This is a genomic window from Hydrocarboniphaga sp. (genome assembly GCF_965279055.1).
Lineage (GTDB): Bacteria > Pseudomonadota > Gammaproteobacteria > Nevskiales > Nevskiaceae > Hydrocarboniphaga.
This window is the reverse complement of sequence record NZ_OZ257125.1, coordinates 3,910,194-3,929,104: the sequence shown is the minus strand read 5'-3', so window position 1 is coordinate 3,929,104 and position 18,911 is coordinate 3,910,194. Positions and strand designations below refer to the sequence as shown.

The following is an 18,911-nucleotide window of genomic DNA, read 5'->3' as shown; positions in this document are numbered from 1 at the left end:
AACTAAACCCGTTCTTCCCGAGTAGCCGCTTTAGCGGCGTATCGAGGGATAGGGTCGCGCTCGGGCTCCTCGATACGCGCCTGCGGCGCTGCTCGGGACGAACGGGATGCTGCCGTGGCTGTTGGAAAACGCGGCGGGCCATGGCCCGACCTACTTCAAGGCCTGGTCCAGTGCCGCCAGCGCCACCGGCCGCATCGCGGCGTAGCCGGCCGCGGTCGGGTGCACGCCGTCGCGTGTGTAGTCGGCGCGCATCGCGCCGTCCGGCGTCGACAGCACCGCGTGGTAGTCGGCGTAGACCAGGCCATGTTCGGCGGCCAGCTCACGCAGCCAGGCGTTGATCTGCGCGATGCGCGGCCGCGGCTGCACCTCTGGCCGCCAGCCGAGACTGCCAGCCGGTACTAGGCTGCCGAGTATCACGCGCAGGCCGTGATGCCGCGCCAGCGCGATCATCGCCAGCAGGTTGTTCTGGTAGTCGGCGTAAGTGCTCGGACCGGTATTGCCGGCGATGTCGTTGGTGCCTCCCATCAGGTGCACGACCGTGGGCCGCAGCCTGATCACGTCGGCCATGAAGCGCAGCAGCATCTGCGGTGTGGTCTGGCCGCTGATGCCGCGGTTGTGCACCTTGCCGCTGAACAGCGCGGTGTCGGCGTAGCCCCAGAATTCGGTGATCGAGTCGCCGATGAAAACGGCCTCCACGCTGCGCCCGGCGAGCGCGGCGTTGGCGTCGCGGTACTGGCCGAGATTGGGCCAGTCGCGCTGTCGCAGTTCGGCCTGCGCCGCATCGCGTGCCTTCAGCAGCTCCTCGCCGCCGAGCCGGCCGGTGATCTTGGCGTCCATCGGGCCCGAGGCGAGATAAGCCTTCACGAACTCGATTTCGGCGGGCCTGAAGCCGCTGGCCGGCGTGTCGAGACGGTCGACCATGCCGATTGCACTCACTGGATTTTTCGAATCGCTCATGTTGATCGGCCGGCATGGTGGCGGGCGTCCAGTGTCCGGCAAATCGCCGCCGACATCTGTCGCCTTGGTGACAGCCCGCGCGACGGCGCCATGGCACAGTCGCGACTTGCTGCAAACGCTTGATCCCTGGCACCGAGACCCGATGAACGACCCCGCCACACCGGCATTCCGCTCCCGCGATTTTCTGATCGAGCACGTGCAGCGGACGATGGCGTTCTATCACCCGCGTTGCATCGATGCCGCCGGCGGCTTTTTCCACTTCTTCAAGGACGATGGCGCGATCTACGATCGCGCGACGCGCCACCTGGTCAGCAGCACGCGTTTCGTCTTCAACTATTCGATGGCCTGGCAGCAGTTCGGCGAGCCGGCGTATCGCGACGCGGTACGCCACGGCGTCGCGTTCCTGCGCGAGCAGCATCGCGATCCGGATACCGGTGGCTACGCCTGGCAGCTGAAAGACGGTGTCGCCGAAAGCCGCACCCAGTACTGCTATGGCCTGGCTTTCGTCGTGCTCGCTTATGCCAAGGCGATCGAGGCCGGCGTCGTGGAAGCGCGCGCCTATCTGGACGAAACCTGGGAGCTGATGGAGCGCCGGTTCTGGGATGCGCAGCGCGGGCTCTACGCCGACGAGGCGACGGCCGACTGGACGCTGTCGCCGTACCGCGGCCAGAACGCGAACATGCACGCCTGCGAGGCGATGCTGGCCGCGTTCGAGGCGACGCGCGAGCCGCGCTACCTGCAGCGCGCGGCGCTGCTCGCCGACCACATGGTCAACCGCCAGGCCGCGCTCGCCGACGGCCTGGTCTGGGAGCATTACCACGCCGACTGGACGCCGGACTGGGACTACAACAAGGGCGATCGCCGCAACATCTTCAAGCCTTGGGGCTATCAGCCCGGGCATCAGGCCGAGTGGGCCAAGCTGCTGCTGATACTCGACCGCCATCTGCCGGCCGACTGGCACCTGCAAAGAGCGCGTGAGCTGTTCGACCGCTCGATTCCGCAAAGCTGGGACGCGAGGCATGGCGGCCTGGTTTACGGCTTCGATCGCGAAGGCCGCTTCTACGACGAAGACAAATATTTCTGGGTGCAGGCGGAGTCGCTGGCCGCGGCCGCGCTACTGGCCGAGCGCAGTGGCGAGGCGAGCTATTGGCAGTGGTACGAGCGGCTCTGGGACTACAGCTGGCGGCACATGGTCGATCATCGCTACGGCGCCTGGTATCGCATCCTGACGCCGGACAACCGCACCTACAGCGACGAGAAAAGCCCGGCCGGTAAGACCGACTATCACACGATGGGTGCCTGCTACGAGGTGCTGAAAGCCCTGTCTTCGCCGTAGCCCGGGTGAAACCCGGGGATGGCCGCAATGATTCGTGGCATCGAGCCCCGGGTTTCACCCGGGCTACGCGCTTCAGCCGCCGGCCAGCAGCAGCTCGACTTCGCCGCGGCTCGGCGAGTAGGCGCCGGCATGCGCGCAGACCACGGCGGCGGTCGCGGCGGCGAAGCGCAGATGCTCGGCATGGCTCGCCTGCGGCGCCGAGAGCAGGCTGGCGATGAAGCCGCCGATGCAGGAATCGCCGGCGCCGACGGTGTCGGCGACTTCGACCTTGAAAGCGCCTTGCTCGATGATCTGCTCATGCCGATAAAGCGTCAGCCCGTCGGCACCGCGCGTGTACAGCAGCATGGCGTCGGGAGCCAGCGCGCGGACGTGCGCGAGCGCCGCGTCGGCTGCGAGCTGCGGATAGATCTGGCCCATGTCCTCGTCCGAGATCTTGATGATGTCGGCGATCGTGGCCAGGCGCTCGAACAGCGCCGGATAATCCGCGCCCATCAGATTGCGATAATTCGGGTCGAAGCTGATGCGCACGCCGCGCGCTTTCAGCCGTTCCGCCATCGCCAGCAGGCGCGCGCCCAGCGGCTGCCTTACCAGGCTGATGCAGCCGAAGTGCGCGAACTCGCAATGCGCGTCCCAGCCCGCCGGCAGCCGGCTCTCGTCGAAGGCGAGATCGGCGGTGTCGCTGCCGAGAAAGAAATACTGCGGCGGATGCGTCTGGTGCACCATCGCGATCAGCGGCGGCTTGGCCACGACCTGCGCAAAGCGCAGATCGAGACCCGCATCGCGCGACAGCGCGATGATGTCGCGGCCGAACAGATCATCGCTGACCGCGCCGCCCCAGGCGCTGGCGACGCCGAGCGTTGCGGCGACACGCGCGACGTTCCAGCAGGAGCCGCCGGCGACGCTGTGCCAGCTTTGTGCACCACTGCGGACGAAGTCGGTCAGCGCTTCGCCGAACACGACCAGGCGCGGCATTGAAGTTTGCAGGGTCATCTCCTCAGGCACGGCGGGGCTTGAGCTGCGGCGCCAGCGCGGCTTCGCTCAGCTGCGCCAGCAGCTCGGCACCGCGCCAGTCGCGACGGCCGCCGTTCTCGGCATCGCGGATCAGTGCGACCAGGCGCGCGTTGACCGGTGCGCCGAGCCCCTGTCGTTCGGCGAGCTTTACGATCACGCCGTGAATGTAGTCGATCTCGGTGCGGCGGCCGAGCTGCAGGTCGTCGAGCATCGACGAGCGCGCCAGCGGATCGATTTTGAGCATGCTGCTGGCGACGCGCCTGAAAATGAAATCCGGCACGCTCAGCAGCGCCGGCATCCAGTGCGGCGGCAGCGGTGTCAGCTGCGCCGGTTTGATGCCGGCCGCGTCGAGCACGGACAAGGCTTCGCGCTGCGCCAGTGCCAGACAGCGCCGATAGTCGCGTTGCGACAGCTGTGCCTTCAGCGGCAGGCTGGCCAGCGCATTGATCGGGTTGTTGAGATTCAGCAGCAACTTGGCCCATTGCACCGCGACGATGTCGTCGCGCTGCTGCAGCGGAATGCCGGCACGCGTGAACTCTGCGGTGATCGGATCGAGCCGCGTGTGCTGCTCGACCAGCAGCGTGCCTTCGGTGCCCTGATGAAACTCGCCGGGGCCGCGCGCGGTGGCGTTGTACGGCACCATGCCCGACAGCACCAGGTGATGCGGCAGCTGCTGCGCGATCAGGTCGGCATTGCCGATGCCGTTCTGAAAGCTGATCACCACGGCGCCGGGTTTCAGCACCGGCGCCAGCTCGGTTGCCGCGCTGGTCGTCGCCGCGGACTTGACCGTGACCAGCACGAAATCCGCATCGGCCGCGTCCCCCGCCGACGTGCTGAAGCGCAGCTGCGCGGCCGGCACGTGATACGACGAGCCGCGATAGTCGCTGAGGCTCAGGCCATGCGCGGCGACTTCGTCGGCGATGCGCTGGCGGCCGATCATCAGCAGGTCGGCGCCGCTGCCGGCGAGCCGCGCGCCGATCGCGCAGCCGACGCTGCCCGCGCCGAAAATGCAGATGCGGCTCATCGAGGCTCAGGTGTGGGCGGCGTTCATCGGAATGTGCAGTTTGCGGTACACGAAGGACATCAGCCAGAGCGGGCCGATCAGCAGGAACTGCAGATCCTTGAAGAACGAGGGCTTGGCGCCCTCGTAGTGATGGCCGATGAACTGGCCGATCCAGGCGACGATGAAAATCCCCGCAGCGATCGCCAGCGTGTAAGCGCCGGCGAGTTGCTGGATCAGCACGGTGGCGAAATACATCGGCACATAGACCAGCGCCAGGCCGATGCTCAGCCGCCACGACAGCCGCAGGTAGTAGGCCAGCGACAGCAGCATCACCAGGCTCTCGACGTTGACTATCCTGTTGCCGAGCGGAATGCACTTGAACGCCAGGAACGCGGTGAACACGATCAGCGGCACGCAGATCCAGTGCAGGGTCTTGTTCGTTGGGTTTCGGTGCGAGCTCGAATACTCACCCAGCCATTGATGGACCGTCTTCATGCGGCTCTCCGACGCTTGCGGTGGGCGTATTGTGGTCAGACCGCTCGGATGGCAGCGATGGTATTTACGACTCAGCTACGTTGTTACTACTCAGCCGGCGGGCCGGCCAAGCTACCCGGCTTCTTCGTCAAAGTAGTCGTTATCGAGCTTGGGGAGCTTCAATATTCGTGAAGATACGCCGACCTCATTCTCCAGCATCAAGTTGACCAATTTGATGCCGTCAACAAGCACGATTCCTTCTACAGACTTTGCAAAATCGACGGCTTGCACGGTAAAGCCGGAAGTTGTGATGAAGACACCGCGTTTAGCTTTTTGGCCGGCGAGCGCGCCGTAGAAGGCCTGAAGTTCTGGACGCCCCACGGTGCTTTGCCACCGTTTTGCTTGGACGTAAACTTTTTCAAGGCCGAGTTTGTCGAGGGAGATCACGCCATCGATGCCCCCATCGCCCGAGCCGCCGACGCGCTGCAGGTCATTGCGGCTAGCGCCGTAGCCCAGGCGATGTAAGACATCGAGTACGATGACTTCGAAACGGCCTGGCGACACTTGTTTAAGGTTGTCCAGAAGCTCGGAGGCGACGGTCTCCTTTAGCTCTTGTAGCGCCTGTTCCAGGCGATCGTCTGGGCTAGCGGTCGCCGACATCGATTGGCTATTGACGATGGGTGGCTTTGCATCGGGTTCCAGTTGCGTAGCGTTCGCAGCTGGTTTCAATCGAACATCCATAAACCCGGTTGTTAGACGCTCGACTTCTGCCGGCGGCAGAGGTGCAGTCTGCTGCCGAGCGTACTCGATACCGGCATCGGTCAGCTTCCATAAGCCCTTGCGAGGGTTGCTGGATAGCCCCGCTCTTTTAAGTCGATCGTGCGCCCATCCCGCCCGGTTCTTGTACATCAGCTGCCCGCTGCTTATCAGCTCTTGCCGCTGGGTATCGTCGAGTTGGAGCGCGTCTGCTGCAGCGTCGTGCGCTTCTTTGGCCGCCGCACCTTGTGGCTTTGTCGCGAGGAAGCGGAGAAGCGGCTCGATGAATTGGTCATAGGTGGGAACGGACATCGAGGGGTTCCTATCTTGTCTGTTGGTCAGGCAACACGCATCAAGCTAATAGCCGCACAAAACGGCATGGCTTCAAGAGCGCGTCAGGAAGGCCGTTGCGCACCGGACTGCTTGCCCAGTGTCTTGTCGAAAGTCTGCAGCGTGATGCCGCGTTCGCGCGCGTCGAGAAGGATCAGCGCGTCGGCCAGATCGAGGTTGCTGTCGCGGTACAGTGCGATCGCGGCGAGCCAGTGCGGCGCGTTGTCGATCTGCATTTTGGGGTGCCCGCATACCGCGCTCAGCAGTGTGGCGAGTTCGCTGCGCGGCAGCCGATAGGCGCGTGCCAGCAGCCACGCGGTTTCCAGCAGTACCGCCGCGTGAATCCGCACACCGCCGGCGCGGCCGACGATGCGGCGCGCCTGCTCGCACTGCTGCGGCGCGTCCTCGTCGTCGACCAGGGTCCTGAGCAGGACGTTGGTGTCGACCGCGATGACCGGTGCTACTTCGGCCAAGCGTCTTTCTCCGCGGCGCGTTCGCGCATCGCCTCGTCCAGTGCCGCATCCAGATCGACGACGCCCGCGCCTTTTCTCGCCCTGGCCAGACCGAACAGCGAACTCAGCGGCGGCTCCTCGTAGGCCTCGACCAGCAACTGCCTGCCTTTGAGCACGAAGCGCACCTTGCCGCCGGGCTCGATGCCCAGCGTGCGCCGCATCTCGGCCGGGACCGTGATCTGGCCTTTGGGGCTGACGTTGGAGAGAGTGGGGATGTCTGACATTGTGATTAGTAATACATGAAATTAAGGTAATACATAGAGGCTAGGTAGCCGGCCACGGATTGTCCAGTACCAGGCCCTGCCGCTAGTCGGTATTTGTCACTCCGGCCAGTCCCCATACGGACCCGTATCGGCTACGCTACGCATCACAAAATTCCCTTTGCCTTCAACCCATTCTCTTGCTGGAGTTTCCGTATGCCTAGCTATACCGCCCCGATGCGCGACATGCAGTTCGTGCTGCACGAGCTGCTCAACGTCGAGCAGGAACTCAAGGCGCTGCCGTCGCATGCCGACGTCGATGTCGACACCATCAACGCGATCCTGGAAGAGGGCGCCAAGTTCGCCTCCACGGTGATCCAGCCGCTGAACCAGAGCGGCGACGAGGAAGGCTGCACCTACGTCGGCGACGGCGTGGTCAAGGCGCCGAAGGGTTTCAAGGAAGCGTTCGCGCAGTACGTGGAAGCGGGCTGGCCGGCGCTGTCGTCGGACCCGGAATACGGCGGCCAGGGCCTGCCGCATTTCGTCAACAACGCGTTCTACGAAATGCTCAACTCGGCCAACCAGGCCTGGACGATGTACCCGGGCCTGACCCACGGCGCCTACGAGGCGCTGCACGCGCACGGCACGCCGGAGCAGAAGCAGCTGTACCTGCCCAAGCTGGTGTCCGGCGAGTGGACCGGCACGATGTGCCTGACCGAGCCGCACTGCGGCTCCGATCTCGGCATCCTGCGCAGCAAGGCCGAGCCGGTCGGTGACGGCTCGTACCTGATCAGCGGCACCAAGATCTTCATCAGCTCCGGCGAGCATGATCTCTCCGAGAACATCATCCATCTGGTGCTCGCGCGCCTGCCGGGCGCGCCGGAAGGCACCAAGGGCATTTCGCTGTTCATCGTGCCCAAGTTCCTGCCGAACGCGGAAGGCAAGGCCGGCGAGCGCAACCCGGTCAAGTGCCAGTCGATCGAGCACAAGATGGGCATTCACGGCAACGCCACGGCGGTGATCAATCTCGACGGCGCCAAGGGCTGGCTGGTCGGTGAGGCAAACCGCGGCTTGAACGCGATGTTCGTGATGATGAATGGCGCGCGCCTCGGCGTCGGCATGCAGTCGCTGGGCCTGTCGGAAGTCGCGCTGCAGAACTCGCTGGCCTACGCCAAGGATCGCATCCAGTTCCGCGCCGCCAAGGCCCCGGTCAACAAGGACAAGGCCGCCGATCCGATCATCGTGCACGCCGACGTGCGCCGCATGCTGTTCACGCAGAAGGCGTACACGGAAGCGGGCCGCGCGTTCTCGTATTGGCTTGCGCTGAACATCGACAAGGAACTGAGCCACCCCGATGAAGCCGCGCGCAAGGAATCCGCCGACTTGGTCGCGCTGCTGACGCCGATCGTCAAGGCCTTCGTCAGCGATAACACCTGGGAAACCACCAACCTGGCGCTGCAGTGCTTCGGCGGCCACGGCTTCATCAAGGAATGGGGCATGGAGCAGTACGTGCGCGATGCCCGCATCAACATGATTTACGAGGGCACCAACTCGATCCAGGCGCTGGATCTGCTGGCGCGCAAGGTGCTCGCCGACGGCGGCGCCAAGCTGAAAAAGTTCGGCAAGCTGATCCAGAAGTTCATCGTCGAAAACCAGGGCAATGAAGCGATGAAGGAATTCATCGAGCCGCTGATGGACATCGGCGACAAGGTCACCAAGCTGACCGGCGAAATCGGCATGAAGGCGATGAAGAATCCGGAAGAAGCCACCGCCGCCGCGGTGCCGTACCAGCGCGTGGTCGGCCACATGGTGTTCTCGTACTTCTGGGCGCAGATGGCCAAGATCGCGCTCGACAAGCAGGCTTCCGGCGACGGCTTCTACACCGCCAAGCTCGCCACGGCGCGCTTCTACTTCGCCAAGCTGCTGCCGGAGACCGCGGGCTATATCCGTCAGGCGCGTGGCGGTTCGGACGTGCTGATGTCGCTGGATGCTTCGCTGTTCTAAAGCCGGTGTAGCTGCAAGAAAAGGCCGCCGCAAGGCGGCCTTTTTGTTGCTTCAGCGACCGGACTACGGCGGCGGTGGCTCCGCCATCGTCGTCACGGTCCAGTCGGCGGTGACGTCGCCGACCGTGATCTGCATCGTGACCGGCGTGCTGTAGTGCTTGGACGAGTTCACGCGCAGTTCGACGATATCGCCTTCGATCGCCGATCCCGCCGCCTTGGTCCACTCGCCCTTGTTGATGCGGTATTTGCCGCCGCTGACACTGACTGGCACCGAGCTGCCGATGCCTTTCATCGTCTGTTTGCCGCTGCCGACCTGGGCACTGGTGATCACGCCGCTGATGTCGGTGAAATCGAACAGTCGCGGTTCGCTGGGCACTTCGATGGTGGTGTTTTGGCTGTCGGAGTTGTTGCCGGCCTGACTGTCGTATTGATCGGCCTGCATCTTTGCCGACGTGAACAACGTGCCGGTGACGCCGGGCGCGGTGAACTGCAGGCTCAGCTTGGTGCTTTGCGCGGCTGGCAACGGCAGGCTGCGCGTGCAATCGATCGTCGAGGTTTGCTCGGTGCACGACCAGCCGTCGCCGCTGGCCTGCACGAAGCTCGTGTAGACCGGCTTCTTGAGCGACAGCGCCGGCCGCGTCGCCGTGCCGATCGCCGCGTCGATCACGGCGACGCCGGTGCGGGTGGACTGCGGATGCAGGTTGGACAACTTGGCGGTGTAGGCCAGCGCGCCATCTCTCGGCACCGGGTCGGTGGTGTCGCCCAGTTTGAGGCTAAGGTCGGTGTCTTCGGCACCGGTGTAGCGGTTGGCGAAGATGCCGTAGAAATCGTAGTCGCGTGTGCCGTCTTCGCTGTCCCAGCCGATCACCATGTCGCCGTCGGCATCCATCGCCACGGCTGCGGATTTCTCCAGATAGCCGTTGCTCTGTCCACCAGCAACGTGAAGCAGATCCTGTTGCGCGATGCCGTCCGCGTCGAATCGCTGGTAGTAGATTTTGCCGATCGCGCCTGATGGATAGATGTAGAGTTTGAGGGCGACGACGAAATTGCCTGCGGCGTCCATCGCTACCGCCGGCTCGGTGCCGTAGGTGTAGATCGAGACGACGACGTCGATGACCCCGCCCTGGGCGACACCGTCGGCGGAGTAACGCTGAGCCAGCACCGACTGCGCATAGTCCTCCGGCACCGCCGGGTCGACGTCGAGCCGGCCCCAGGCGACGACGAAGTCGCCGGCCGCGTCGGCCGCGATGGCCGGGGCCTGGTACAGCGCGCCCATGGCGGGCGATATCGCGAATTCGGGCGACAGCGCGCTGCCGTCCGCGGCGAAGCGCCGGCCGGTGATGATCGACGTATCGCCCTGCACACGGCGCCAAGCGATGACGAAGCGGTTCTGCGCATCCATCGCCACCACCGGCGCCAGATCGTCGAAATTGCGCTCGGCGTTGACGCGGAACTCCGAGCGCAGCCGCGTTCCCTCGGAAGAAAAGCGCTGCGCGTAGATGCCGCCAAGTGCGCCGTCCTGGCCGTTGCTGGTCCATGTGACGACAAAGCTGCCGTCGACGCCGACCGCCACCGACGGGCTGCTCTGGTTGCCGGCGACGACGCTGTTTACGCGCAACTCGGTGCCCCGGCGTTTGCCGTCGACGGTGTAGCGCTGCGCGTAGATGCCGCCGGCATCGCCGTCCTGCCCGATGCTGTTCCAGACGACGACGAAGCGACCGTCCGGGGCCATGGAGACATCGGAATCGAACTGGGTTCCTTCGCTATGCGTATTGACCCGGAACGGCTCGCCCAGGGGTTTGCCGCCGCTGGTATAGACGCGCGCGTTGACGCCGGCGCTCTGGTCGGCGTCACCGGTTTCGCTGGACCAGGTGAAGACGAAGTCGCCGGCCGCGTCCATCGCCACCGCCGAGTCCGCCTGGTTGCCGTCGTAGCTGGTGTTGATGACCAGACCGTCGTTGTATTCACTTTCGGGCAGCACCGCGTACGGTGCGTCCGATGCCATGCTGGCCGCGCCGGCCATGGCCAGGCCGAAAGCAGCTAGCGTCAACGCGGGACGGCGGGTGAGGACATGGATCATGAGAGCTCCCGAACCGGAGTGGCAGACGTCGCCTCGGCGACCGCAAGAACCAAGCCGCAGTGTGCTCTCGCCTGAGCGCAGATGCCCGTTGCGGCGCAACAGAAGCGCAACCTGATCTTAATATCCACCACCTACGCTCCCGGCAACTCAGCCCTGCCAGGAGACATGGAATGTCCCAGCCGCAAACGCCGTCGCGTCGTGCTTTTCTAAAAACTTCCGCCGGTGCTGCCGGTGGCCTGATGCTCGGCGGCCTGCCGGGCATATTGTCGGCAAGGCAGGCGCCGGCTTACGTAACCAGCGACGCCTCGCGGCCACTGGCGAGCTGGGGTTTGCAGATCGGCGACATGCTGGATGACCGCGCGATGATCTGGAGCCGCGCCGATCGGGCCTCGCGCTTTTTCGTCGAGTGGTCGCTGGACCCGAGCTTCTCGACCGTGCGCAGGGTCGGTGGCGTGCATGCGCTGGAGACGTCCGACTTTACCGCCCGTGTCGATCTCGCCGGCCTGCCGCCGGGCCGCGACATCTATCTGCGCACCACGTTCGAGTCGCTCGACAGCGAAGGCGCGGCCAGCGAGCCGGTGCTCGGCAGCTTCCGCACGCGCGGCGTCGCCGATCGCGGCGTGCGCTTCGTCTGGGGCGGTGACACCTGCGGCCAGGGCTGGGGCATCAATCCGGACGATGGCGGCATGCGCTGCTACGAGGCGATGCGCGCGGTCAATCCGGATTTCTTCCTGCATTCCGGCGACACGATTTACGCCGACGGTGTGATGTCGCCCAGTGTCGCGCTTGCCGACGGTAGTACCTGGCGCAATGCCTTTCTGGACGTCGTGCCGGAGAAAACCAAGGTCGCCGAGACCTTGCAGGAATACCACCGCGCCTATTTGTACAACCTCTACGACGACAATGTTCGCCGCTTCAATTCGCAGGTGCCGCAGATCTGGCAGTGGGACGATCACGAGGTCGTCAACAACTGGTCGCCGGGCAAGGATCTGAGCAATAACACGCTGTATACCGAGAAGCGCGTGCAGACCCTGGTCGGCAATGCGGCTAAGGCCTGTCTCGACTATTCACCGATGCGGCACCACGATGCAACCGAGTCGGAGCGCATCTATCGCAAGATTCCTCATGGCGAGACGCTCGATGTATTCGTGCTCGACATGCGCTCTTATCGCGCCGCCAATAGCGACAACCGGCAGACAGAGCCGGGCGCCGACACGGTCTATATGGGCAGCAAGCAGATCGCCTGGCTGAAAGCGCAGCTGCTGAAGTCGACCGCGACCTGGAAGATCATCGCCGCCGACATGCCGATCGGCCTGAACGTGCCGGACGGCACCGACAGCCAGGGCCGCGCGGTGTTCGAGAACAGTTCCAACGGCGACGGACCGGTGCTCGGCCGCGAGTTCGAAATCGCCGAGATACTGAGCTTCATCAAGCACGCAGGCATCCGCAACACCGTGTGGCTGACCGCGGACGTGCATTACTGCGCAGCGCACTACTACAACCCGCAACAGGCACAGTTCAGCGACTTCGATCCGTTCTGGGAATTCGTCGCCGGCCCCTTGCATGCCGGCACCTTCGGCCCGAACGTGCTCGACAATACCTTTGGCCCTCAGCTGAAATTCCAGAAAGTACCGCCTGCCGGCCAGAGCAATCTGCCGCCGAGTGCGAATTACCAGTTCTTCGGCCAGATCGACATCGACCGACGCACGCGTGAGCTGACGGTGGCGTTCAAGGACAGCACCGGCGCGGTGGTTTATACGAAGTCGCTGGCGCCGGAGATCCGCTAAGTCTTCACCTGTAGGAGCGGACCCTGTCCGCGACCGTGCCGTCGAAGTCACAGTCGCGGACAGGGTCCGCTCCTACAGGTCGAGTAGCACCGCGTCTTTGACGACCCGCCACGCATTCAGCTTCGCCGGCAGATCCAGCGAAGCATGCGCCGGGCTCGTCGACGGCAACCGATGGAAGCGGATCTGCGGTGTCGCCAGAACCGGCGCGACATACCGCTGATAAGTCGCCGCCGCCTTCGCGCCGTTGAAGAACACCTGGCCGATCTGCGGGCTGCGCGCGAACAGCGCGGCGAAGTCGTTGCACTCGATCGAGGACTCGACGATCGCCGAATCCAGGCTGCCTTCGCGCGTGCACAGCTTGAGCACGTCCCATACCGCGACATGCTGCGCCTGCAGCCGCTGCAAACGAGCCGCATAGTCCAGCTCCGGCGTCGCGCCGAACAGCGCGCCCATCAGCGGCCAGAACGCGTTGCGCGGGTGCGCGTAGTACTGCTGGCGTTCCAGTGACAGACGGCCGGGCATCGAACCCAGGATCAGCACGCGGGCCTGATCGTCCGCAACCGGCGCGAAGCTGTGTACGTAAGTCATCGTGTGTGCGCGTGCCGGTTTGCCTTGCGGACGCGCACTATGGCGCGGGCGCCAGCGGTTTGCAGCCCGGCTTTACGTAGATTGTCCGGATAACAGCCACTGGAGGGTGAGCATGACTTCGACGAGCGATCCATCGCCGCGCATACCGGTCCCGCGCGACCGCGACAACGATTACAGCGATGCCGCCGCCGCCGCGCGCCGCGATTTTCTGCGGCAGCGTACCGGCCAGGCGCTGCCCCACGTCGGTCACTATTCGCTGCCGCCGGCGTCGCTGCCGGGCAATATCGAGCTGTTCACCGGTGTCGCGCAGGTGCCGATCGGCGTCGCCGGGCCGCTGCGCATCAACGGCGAACATGCGCAGGGCGATTTCTACGTGCCGATGGCGACCACCGAAGGCACGCTGGTGGCCAGCTACAACCGCGGCATGCGCCTGATCGCCGAATGCGGCGGCGTGCGCACCACGGTGGTCGAGCAGCACATGCAGCGCTCGCCGGTGTTCTTCTTCAACGATGCGCGCGAGTCACGCGACTTCGGCCACTGGGTCGAGGACAACCTCGACGGTGTGCGCGCCGCGGCGCAGAGCACGACACGCTTCGGCAAGCTGATGGACGTCATGCAGTTCGCGGTCGGCAATTTGCGCTACCTGCGCTTCAATTATCACACCGGCGACGCGGCCGGGCAGAACATGGCCGGCAAGGCGACGCTGGCTGCGTGCGAATGGATACGCGACACGCATCCGGCCCATCCGCGCTTCATGCTCTCCGGCAATATCGACACCGACAAGAAGCACTCGCAGCTCAACACGCTGCTGACGCGCGGCCGCCGCGTCATCGCCGAAGCCAGGTTCACCGACGAGGCCCTGCGACGCATCATGAACGTGTCGGCGAAAGACCTGTTTCATGCGCGCCAGGTGTCGATGACCGGCGCCTTCATGGCCGGCTCGGCCAGCAACGGTGCGCATGCGGCCAACGGCCTGACCGCGCTGTTCATCGCCACCGGCCAGGACGTCGCCAACGTCTCGGAGTCGCATGCCTCGCTGGTCTATACGCAGCTGCTGGACAACGGCGACTACTATTGGTCGGTGACGTTGCCGTCGCTGATCATCGCGACCTACGGCGGCGGTACCGGCCTGGCGACGCAGCGCGAATGCCTGGAACTGCTGGGGTGCTATGGCGCCGGCAAGGCCGACAAGTTCGCGGAGATCTGCGCCGCCGCCGTGCTGGCCGGCGAGACCTCGCTGTCGAGCGCGGTGATCGCCGGGGATTGGGTGTCGAGTCACGACAAGATGGGGCGCAATCGTCCGTAACCGCTGCAACTGCTTTTTGTAGGAGCGGATCCTATCCGCGACGGTGAACTCCCAGCCTCAGTCGCGGATAGGATCCGCTCCTACAGGTGCAGACTGCCTTGGCGCGACAAAAAAACCGGCAGGTTACGACCCGCCTGACGAAAGCAGCCGTTTTTGTGCCTCGTCCCAGACTTCCTTGCTTCGCGCCACCAGCAGACCCTTGCCGTTGTCGCTGGCGCGATACGCGCTTCCGTCGTGCCTTGCGACGTGGCCGCCGGCCTCGGTCAGCAACAAGGTGCCGGGCGCGTGATCCCAGGGCAGCATGCGCCAGTACAGCGCGAAATCCGGATCGCCCAGCGCGTACGACAGGTAATCGCCGCAGGCGCTCTGCGTGCCGGCGACGCGCTGTTGCACGTGGCGCTCGGCGCGAGCGTCGACGGTGCCACGCATCGGCTCGGGCATGTAGCCGGTCTTGACGATGCCGCGCAGCAGGTCTTCGCGGCCTTCGGCGCGCGGCGCCAACTGCAGACGCTGGCCGTCGAAATACGCGCCGCTGCCGCGCTCGGCGATCGCGATCGAACCCGTCAGCGGGAACTGTATCCAGGCGATCTGCGACACGCCGTCGCGCAGCAGCGCGACCATGATGCCGAAGTCCTCGCGGCCGTGAACGAAGTTGTTGGTGCCGTCGATGGGATCGACGACCCAGACCTCGCCGTACTCGAGTCCGCCGAGCAGCGCCGGGTTGTCCGACACGCCTTCTTCACCGACCACCCGCGAGCCGGCGCGCAGTGCGGTCAGCTGCGGAATCAGCATCGCCTCGACCGCGCGATCGACCACGGTGACGATTTCACCCGGCGATTTCTCCGACACGTCTTCGGCGCGCAGCGAGCGGAAGCGTGGCAGCACGATGTCGCTGGCGGCTTGCGCCAGCAGCGCGCTGACGGTGTCGATCAGGGCGGAGTTCATGTGGTGTTCCTAGCGCTTGATCAGGCGCATCGCGCCGGTGACCAGATCCTGGTAGCGCGACGGCAGCAGGCGCTGCATGCCGTCGCCGGCACGCGCATCCAGGCCGATCAGCACGCGCCGCGCGTCGCGGCGAATGCCGGCGACGATCGCTTTTGCGGCAGCCTCGGGCGTGGTGCGCAGCAGCAGCTCGAAGCTGTCGCGGCTCTGGCTGCTGTTGCTGCCGGTGACGTCGGCGACGCTGGCCGAGAAGCGCCCGTTGCTGGCGATGTTGGTCTTGACGCCGCCGGGATGCACGCAGGTCGCGCTGACGCCGTTGTTGGCCATATCCAGTTCCTGGCGCAGCGATTCGGTGAAGCCGCGCACCGCGAACTTGCTGGAGTTGTAGGCGCTCATCGCCGGCTGCGCGAACAGCCCGAAAACGCTGGACACGTTGACGATATGGCCTTCGCCGCTGGCGATCAGGTGCGGCAGGAATTCCTTGGTGCCGTAGACCACGCCCCAGTAGTTGATGCCCATGACCCATTCGTAATCGGCGTAGTCGCTGCCGAGCACGGTGCCGGCGTGGGCGACGCCGGCGTTGTTGACGATCAGGTTGACCTGGCCGTGATCGCGCACGACCTGTTTGGCCCAGGCCTGCATCTGCGTTCGCTTCGAGACATCGACTTTCTTCGAGGTCACGGTGACGCCGAGGTCGGTCGCCATCGCATGAGTCTCAGCCAGCCCGGCCACATTGGAGTTGCTCGCCAGCGCCAGGTTGCAGCCGCGCTTGGCAAGATCCACCGCCAGCGCACGGCCGATGCCGGAGCTGGCGCCGGTGATGGCCGCGACTTTATTTTTGAAGTCTTTCATGCAGGCGTTCTCCAGGGCATTCGGGCGATTGTGCGCTTTCCGAATTGGCTCTGTCCTTAATTGACGATCGACTGTAGGAGCGGGCTTGCCCGCGACTCGGCCGTTGCAGGGCACAGTCGCGGGCAAGCCCGCTCCTACAGGTGCATCAATCAGAGTGCTTTCGCCGCCGCGTGTCCCGATGCCCAGGCCCACTGGAAGTTGTAGCCGCCGAGCCAGCCGGTCACGTCGACGACCTCGCCGATGAAGTACAGGCCGGGCACGAGCCTGGATTCCATCGTCGACGACGACACCTCGTCGACATCGACGCCGCCCAGCGTGACCTCGGCGGTGCGATAGCCTTCGGTTCCATTGGGCACGATCGGCCATTCGCCGAGCGCCGCCGCGATCTCGGCCAGCTCGCTGTCGCGATACTGCTTCAGCGGCCGCGCGTCGTAGCCCTGGACCTCGACGAAGCGCTGTGCGAAACGCTTTGGCAGCGGCGGCGTCAGCGCGGTTTTCAGCTCGATGTTCGGCCGGTCGCGCCGTGCGCCTTGCAGAAACGCGAGTGCGTTGTCGCCGGCGAGCAGATCGATGCGCAGCTCATGGCCCGGTTGCCAATAAGAGGAAATCTGCAGCATCGCCGGGCCGCTCAGACCGCGGTGCGTGACCAGCATCTGGTTGCGAAAGCGTGTGCCGTTGCAGCTCGCTTCCACCGCCAGCGACAGGCCGCTCAGATCCTGCCATTGCTCCAGCGGTTTGCCGGAAAGCGTCAGCGGCACCAGGCCGGCGCGTGTCGGCCGGATGCTGTGGCCGAACTGTCGCGCCACTTCGTAACCGAAGCCGCTGGCGCCCATCGTCGGGATGGAAAGGCCACCGGTGGCGACGACCAGCTTGCCGGCCTGCACCGGCCCGAGCGACGTGTTGACGGTGAAGCCGCCGTCGCGCTGCTGCACGCGCTGCACGCTGCAATCCGTCTCGACGCGCACACCGGCGTATTCGCATTCGGCGAGCAGCATCTGCAGGATCTGTTTGGACGACTCGTCGCAGAACAGCTGGCCGAGCTCCTTTTCATGCCAGGCGATGCCGTGGCGATCGACCAGCTCGATGAACGCCTCGGGCTTGTAGCGCGCCAGCGCCGACTTGCAGAAATGCGGATTCGCGGACAGATAGCGATCGGGCCGCACGTCGAGATTGGTGAAATTGCAGCGACCGCCGCCGGACATCAGGATCTTCTTGCCGACCTTGTTGGCGTGCTCGACGACGAGCACGCTGCGGCCGCGATAGCCGGCGTTGAACGCGCAGAACAGTCCGGCGGCACCACCGCCGATGATGACGACGTCGTAGTCCATCAAGGCGACGGAATGTGCGCTCGGCCGCTGCGCAGCCACAGCGCCCAGTCGCGGCGCTGCAAGGTTTCGGCTTGCCGCGCCGCGCGCTCATAGTCGTAAGCCGTCGAGCGCAGTTCGGCGCGCCAGCCTTGCGCGGTTTTCTCGAGCAGCGCCCAGCGCGCGTGCGGTGTTCCGGTCTGCATGCGATGCGGCAGCGGCAGATCATCGTCGTAAGCGGGCAGGCCGACGCTGCCCGGATTGACGATCAGCGTGCCGTCACCGAGCGTGATCGCGCGCGGCGTATGCGAGTGGCCGCAGACGACGACGCGCCGGTCTATCGCGCCGAGACGCGCCCTGATGGCGGTTTCGCCGAGCAGCACGGCGTCGCCGCTGCTGATGTCTTCGAGCAGGTAGGTGGTGTCGCTGTGCGGCGTGCCGTGACAGGCGTAGATCTCGTCGACCTGCGTCGTCGCCGGCAGCTCGCGCATCCACTCGATCGGCGTGTCGCCCAGATCGCGCAGGTTGTAGGCGATCGTCGGATGACTCGCGCTGTGTTCGGTGGTCGCCTCGAACAGCAAGCGATCCTCGTTGCCGACGATCGTCACCGCGTCCAGCGTGCGCAGCAGCTCCCAGGTGCGCCGCGGCCACAGCGGGCCATAGAAGATGTCGCCGAGATTCATCAGCACATCGACGCGCTCGCCGGCAACGTCGAGCAGCACCGCTTCCAGTGCCAGCGCGTTGCCGTGAATGTCCGACAGCAGCGCGACGCGCATCGCCCTGGCTTCAGCCGACCGCGCGATCGGACACGTGCGGATTGCTCGCGCGCTCGCGGCCGAAGGTCGACAAGGGGCCATGGCCGGGCACGAAGGTGATGTCGTCGCCGAGCGGGAACAGCTTCTGCCGGATCGAGCGGATCAGGTCGGCGTGGTTGCCGCGCGGAAAGTCGGTGCGGCCGATCGAGTTCTGAAAGATCACGTCGCCGACGAACGCCGCTTTCGACAGCGGGTGATGGAACACGACGTGACCGGGCGTGTGGCCGGGGCAATGAATCACGTCCAGCGTCATCGTGCCGACGGTGACGGTGTCGCCGTCCACCAGCCAACGGTCCGGCGTGAAACTGCGTAGCGGCGGGAAGCCGTAGTTGCGGCCGGCTTCGGGCATGCCCTGAATCCAGAATTCGTCGTCGCGATGCGGGCCCTCCACCGGCAGCTTGAGCTGCTCGGCCAGATCGGCGACGCCGCCGGCATGATCCAGATGGCCGTGCGTGACCAGCAGTTTCTCTAGCGTGACGCCGTGATGTTTGACGCGCTCCAGCAGCCGTTCGATCTCGCCGCCGGCGTCGACCAGCGTGCCGCGCATCGTCGTCGGGTCCCAGACCAGCGAGCAGTTCTGCTGGAACGGCGTGACCGGAATGATTTCGCACTTCAGCGTGGCGGACATGGCTTCGCTCGATTCGTGAGCGGGAAG

The 18,911-nt window shown here is 65.2% G+C and carries 18 protein-coding genes; 4 read left to right on the top strand and 14 right to left on the bottom strand.

Features of this window, described 5'->3' with window-relative positions; all coding sequences use genetic code 11:
* Window positions 1–150: 150 nt before the first annotated feature.
* Window positions 151–957, bottom strand: coding sequence for a GDSL-type esterase/lipase family protein (locus tag ACQZF9_RS17690; RefSeq protein ID WP_428310281.1), 807 nt, complete (start codon window positions 955–957; stop codon window positions 151–153).
* Window positions 958–1,099: 142 nt separating this feature from the next.
* Here ACQZF9_RS17690 and ACQZF9_RS17685 point away from each other — a divergent pair, with 142 nt between their 5' ends.
* Window positions 1,100–2,293 (top strand): AGE family epimerase/isomerase, encoded by a 1,194-nt coding sequence (locus ACQZF9_RS17685; protein ID WP_428310280.1) that lies wholly within the window; start codon window positions 1,100–1,102, stop codon window positions 2,291–2,293.
* 72 nt (window positions 2,294–2,365) lie between these two features.
* Here ACQZF9_RS17685 and ACQZF9_RS17680 read toward each other — a convergent pair whose 3' ends face one another.
* The 6 genes from ACQZF9_RS17680 to ACQZF9_RS17655 all read right to left on the bottom strand — a co-directional run bounded on the left by ACQZF9_RS17680 (window position 2,366) and on the right by ACQZF9_RS17655 (window position 6,603).
* A complete protein-coding gene (locus tag ACQZF9_RS17680) occupies window positions 2,366–3,265 on the bottom strand; it encodes a carbohydrate kinase family protein (protein ID WP_428310279.1) in 900 nt (299 codons plus the stop codon).
* A 22-nt stretch (window positions 3,266–3,287) separates the two neighbouring features.
* Window positions 3,288–4,328, bottom strand: a complete 1,041-nt coding sequence (locus tag ACQZF9_RS17675; RefSeq protein WP_428310278.1) for a 2-dehydropantoate 2-reductase — start codon at window positions 4,326–4,328, stop codon at window positions 3,288–3,290.
* A 6-nt stretch (window positions 4,329–4,334) separates the two neighbouring features.
* Entirely contained in the window at window positions 4,335–4,802 is a 468-nt protein-coding gene (locus ACQZF9_RS17670) for a DUF962 domain-containing protein (protein ID WP_428310277.1), read from the bottom strand.
* Between the two features lie 111 nt (window positions 4,803–4,913).
* Entirely contained in the window at window positions 4,914–5,849 is a 936-nt protein-coding gene (locus ACQZF9_RS17665) for a restriction endonuclease (RefSeq protein ID WP_428310276.1), read from the bottom strand.
* An 83-nt stretch (window positions 5,850–5,932) separates the two neighbouring features.
* Window positions 5,933–6,340 carry a PIN domain-containing protein gene (locus ACQZF9_RS17660; RefSeq protein ID WP_428310275.1) on the bottom strand — a complete coding sequence of 136 codons (408 nt, stop codon included), beginning with the start codon at window positions 6,338–6,340 and terminating at the stop codon, window positions 5,933–5,935.
* A complete protein-coding gene (locus tag ACQZF9_RS17655) occupies window positions 6,328–6,603 on the bottom strand; it encodes an AbrB/MazE/SpoVT family DNA-binding domain-containing protein (protein WP_428310274.1) in 276 nt (91 codons plus the stop codon). Before ACQZF9_RS17655 ends, ACQZF9_RS17660 begins: the two co-directional genes overlap by 13 nt.
* A 192-nt stretch (window positions 6,604–6,795) precedes the next feature.
* On the opposite strand from ACQZF9_RS17655, the gene ACQZF9_RS17650 reads away from it, so the two are divergent.
* The gene (locus ACQZF9_RS17650) at window positions 6,796–8,583 is read left to right on the top strand and encodes an acyl-CoA dehydrogenase C-terminal domain-containing protein (protein WP_428310273.1); all 1,788 of its coding nucleotides are present in this window, start codon (window positions 6,796–6,798) and stop codon (window positions 8,581–8,583) included.
* Window positions 8,584–8,646: 63 nt separating this feature from the next.
* Here the strand turns inward: ACQZF9_RS17650 and ACQZF9_RS17645 are convergent, their stop codons facing one another.
* Window positions 8,647–10,662 carry a hypothetical protein gene (locus tag ACQZF9_RS17645; protein WP_428310272.1) on the bottom strand — a complete coding sequence of 672 codons (2,016 nt, stop codon included), beginning with the start codon at window positions 10,660–10,662 and terminating at the stop codon, window positions 8,647–8,649.
* Between the two features lie 170 nt (window positions 10,663–10,832).
* Here ACQZF9_RS17645 and ACQZF9_RS17640 point away from each other — a divergent pair, with 170 nt between their 5' ends.
* Window positions 10,833–12,449, top strand: coding sequence for an alkaline phosphatase D family protein (locus tag ACQZF9_RS17640; RefSeq protein WP_428310271.1), 1,617 nt, complete (start codon window positions 10,833–10,835; stop codon window positions 12,447–12,449).
* Window positions 12,450–12,521: 72 nt separating this feature from the next.
* Here ACQZF9_RS17640 and ACQZF9_RS17635 read toward each other — a convergent pair whose 3' ends face one another.
* Window positions 12,522–13,037, bottom strand: a complete 516-nt coding sequence (locus ACQZF9_RS17635) for a DNA-deoxyinosine glycosylase (RefSeq protein ID WP_428310270.1) — start codon at window positions 13,035–13,037, stop codon at window positions 12,522–12,524.
* 112 nt (window positions 13,038–13,149) lie between these two features.
* On the opposite strand from ACQZF9_RS17635, the gene ACQZF9_RS17630 reads away from it, so the two are divergent.
* Window positions 13,150–14,343, top strand: a complete 1,194-nt coding sequence (locus tag ACQZF9_RS17630) for a hydroxymethylglutaryl-CoA reductase (protein WP_428310269.1) — start codon at window positions 13,150–13,152, stop codon at window positions 14,341–14,343.
* Window positions 14,344–14,466: 123 nt separating this feature from the next.
* Here ACQZF9_RS17630 and ACQZF9_RS17625 read toward each other — a convergent pair whose 3' ends face one another.
* The 5 genes from ACQZF9_RS17625 to ACQZF9_RS17605 all read right to left on the bottom strand — a co-directional run bounded on the left by ACQZF9_RS17625 (window position 14,467) and on the right by ACQZF9_RS17605 (window position 18,884).
* Complete coding sequence (locus ACQZF9_RS17625) at window positions 14,467–15,288, bottom strand: inositol monophosphatase family protein (RefSeq protein ID WP_428310268.1); 822 nt, start codon at window positions 15,286–15,288, stop codon at window positions 14,467–14,469.
* A gap of 9 nt (window positions 15,289–15,297) precedes the next feature.
* Window positions 15,298–16,137, bottom strand: a complete 840-nt coding sequence (locus ACQZF9_RS17620) for an SDR family NAD(P)-dependent oxidoreductase (RefSeq protein WP_428310267.1) — start codon at window positions 16,135–16,137, stop codon at window positions 15,298–15,300.
* 149 nt (window positions 16,138–16,286) lie between these two features.
* A complete protein-coding gene (locus ACQZF9_RS17615; RefSeq protein WP_428310266.1) occupies window positions 16,287–17,465 on the bottom strand; it encodes an NAD(P)/FAD-dependent oxidoreductase in 1,179 nt (392 codons plus the stop codon).
* Window positions 17,465–18,217 (bottom strand): metallophosphoesterase family protein, encoded by a 753-nt coding sequence (locus ACQZF9_RS17610; protein ID WP_428310265.1) that lies wholly within the window; start codon window positions 18,215–18,217, stop codon window positions 17,465–17,467. Before ACQZF9_RS17610 ends, ACQZF9_RS17615 begins: the two co-directional genes overlap by 1 nt.
* Before the next feature lie 10 nt (window positions 18,218–18,227).
* Window positions 18,228–18,884 (bottom strand): MBL fold metallo-hydrolase, encoded by a 657-nt coding sequence (locus ACQZF9_RS17605; protein WP_428310264.1) that lies wholly within the window; start codon window positions 18,882–18,884, stop codon window positions 18,228–18,230.
* Window positions 18,885–18,911 lie beyond the last annotated feature (27 nt).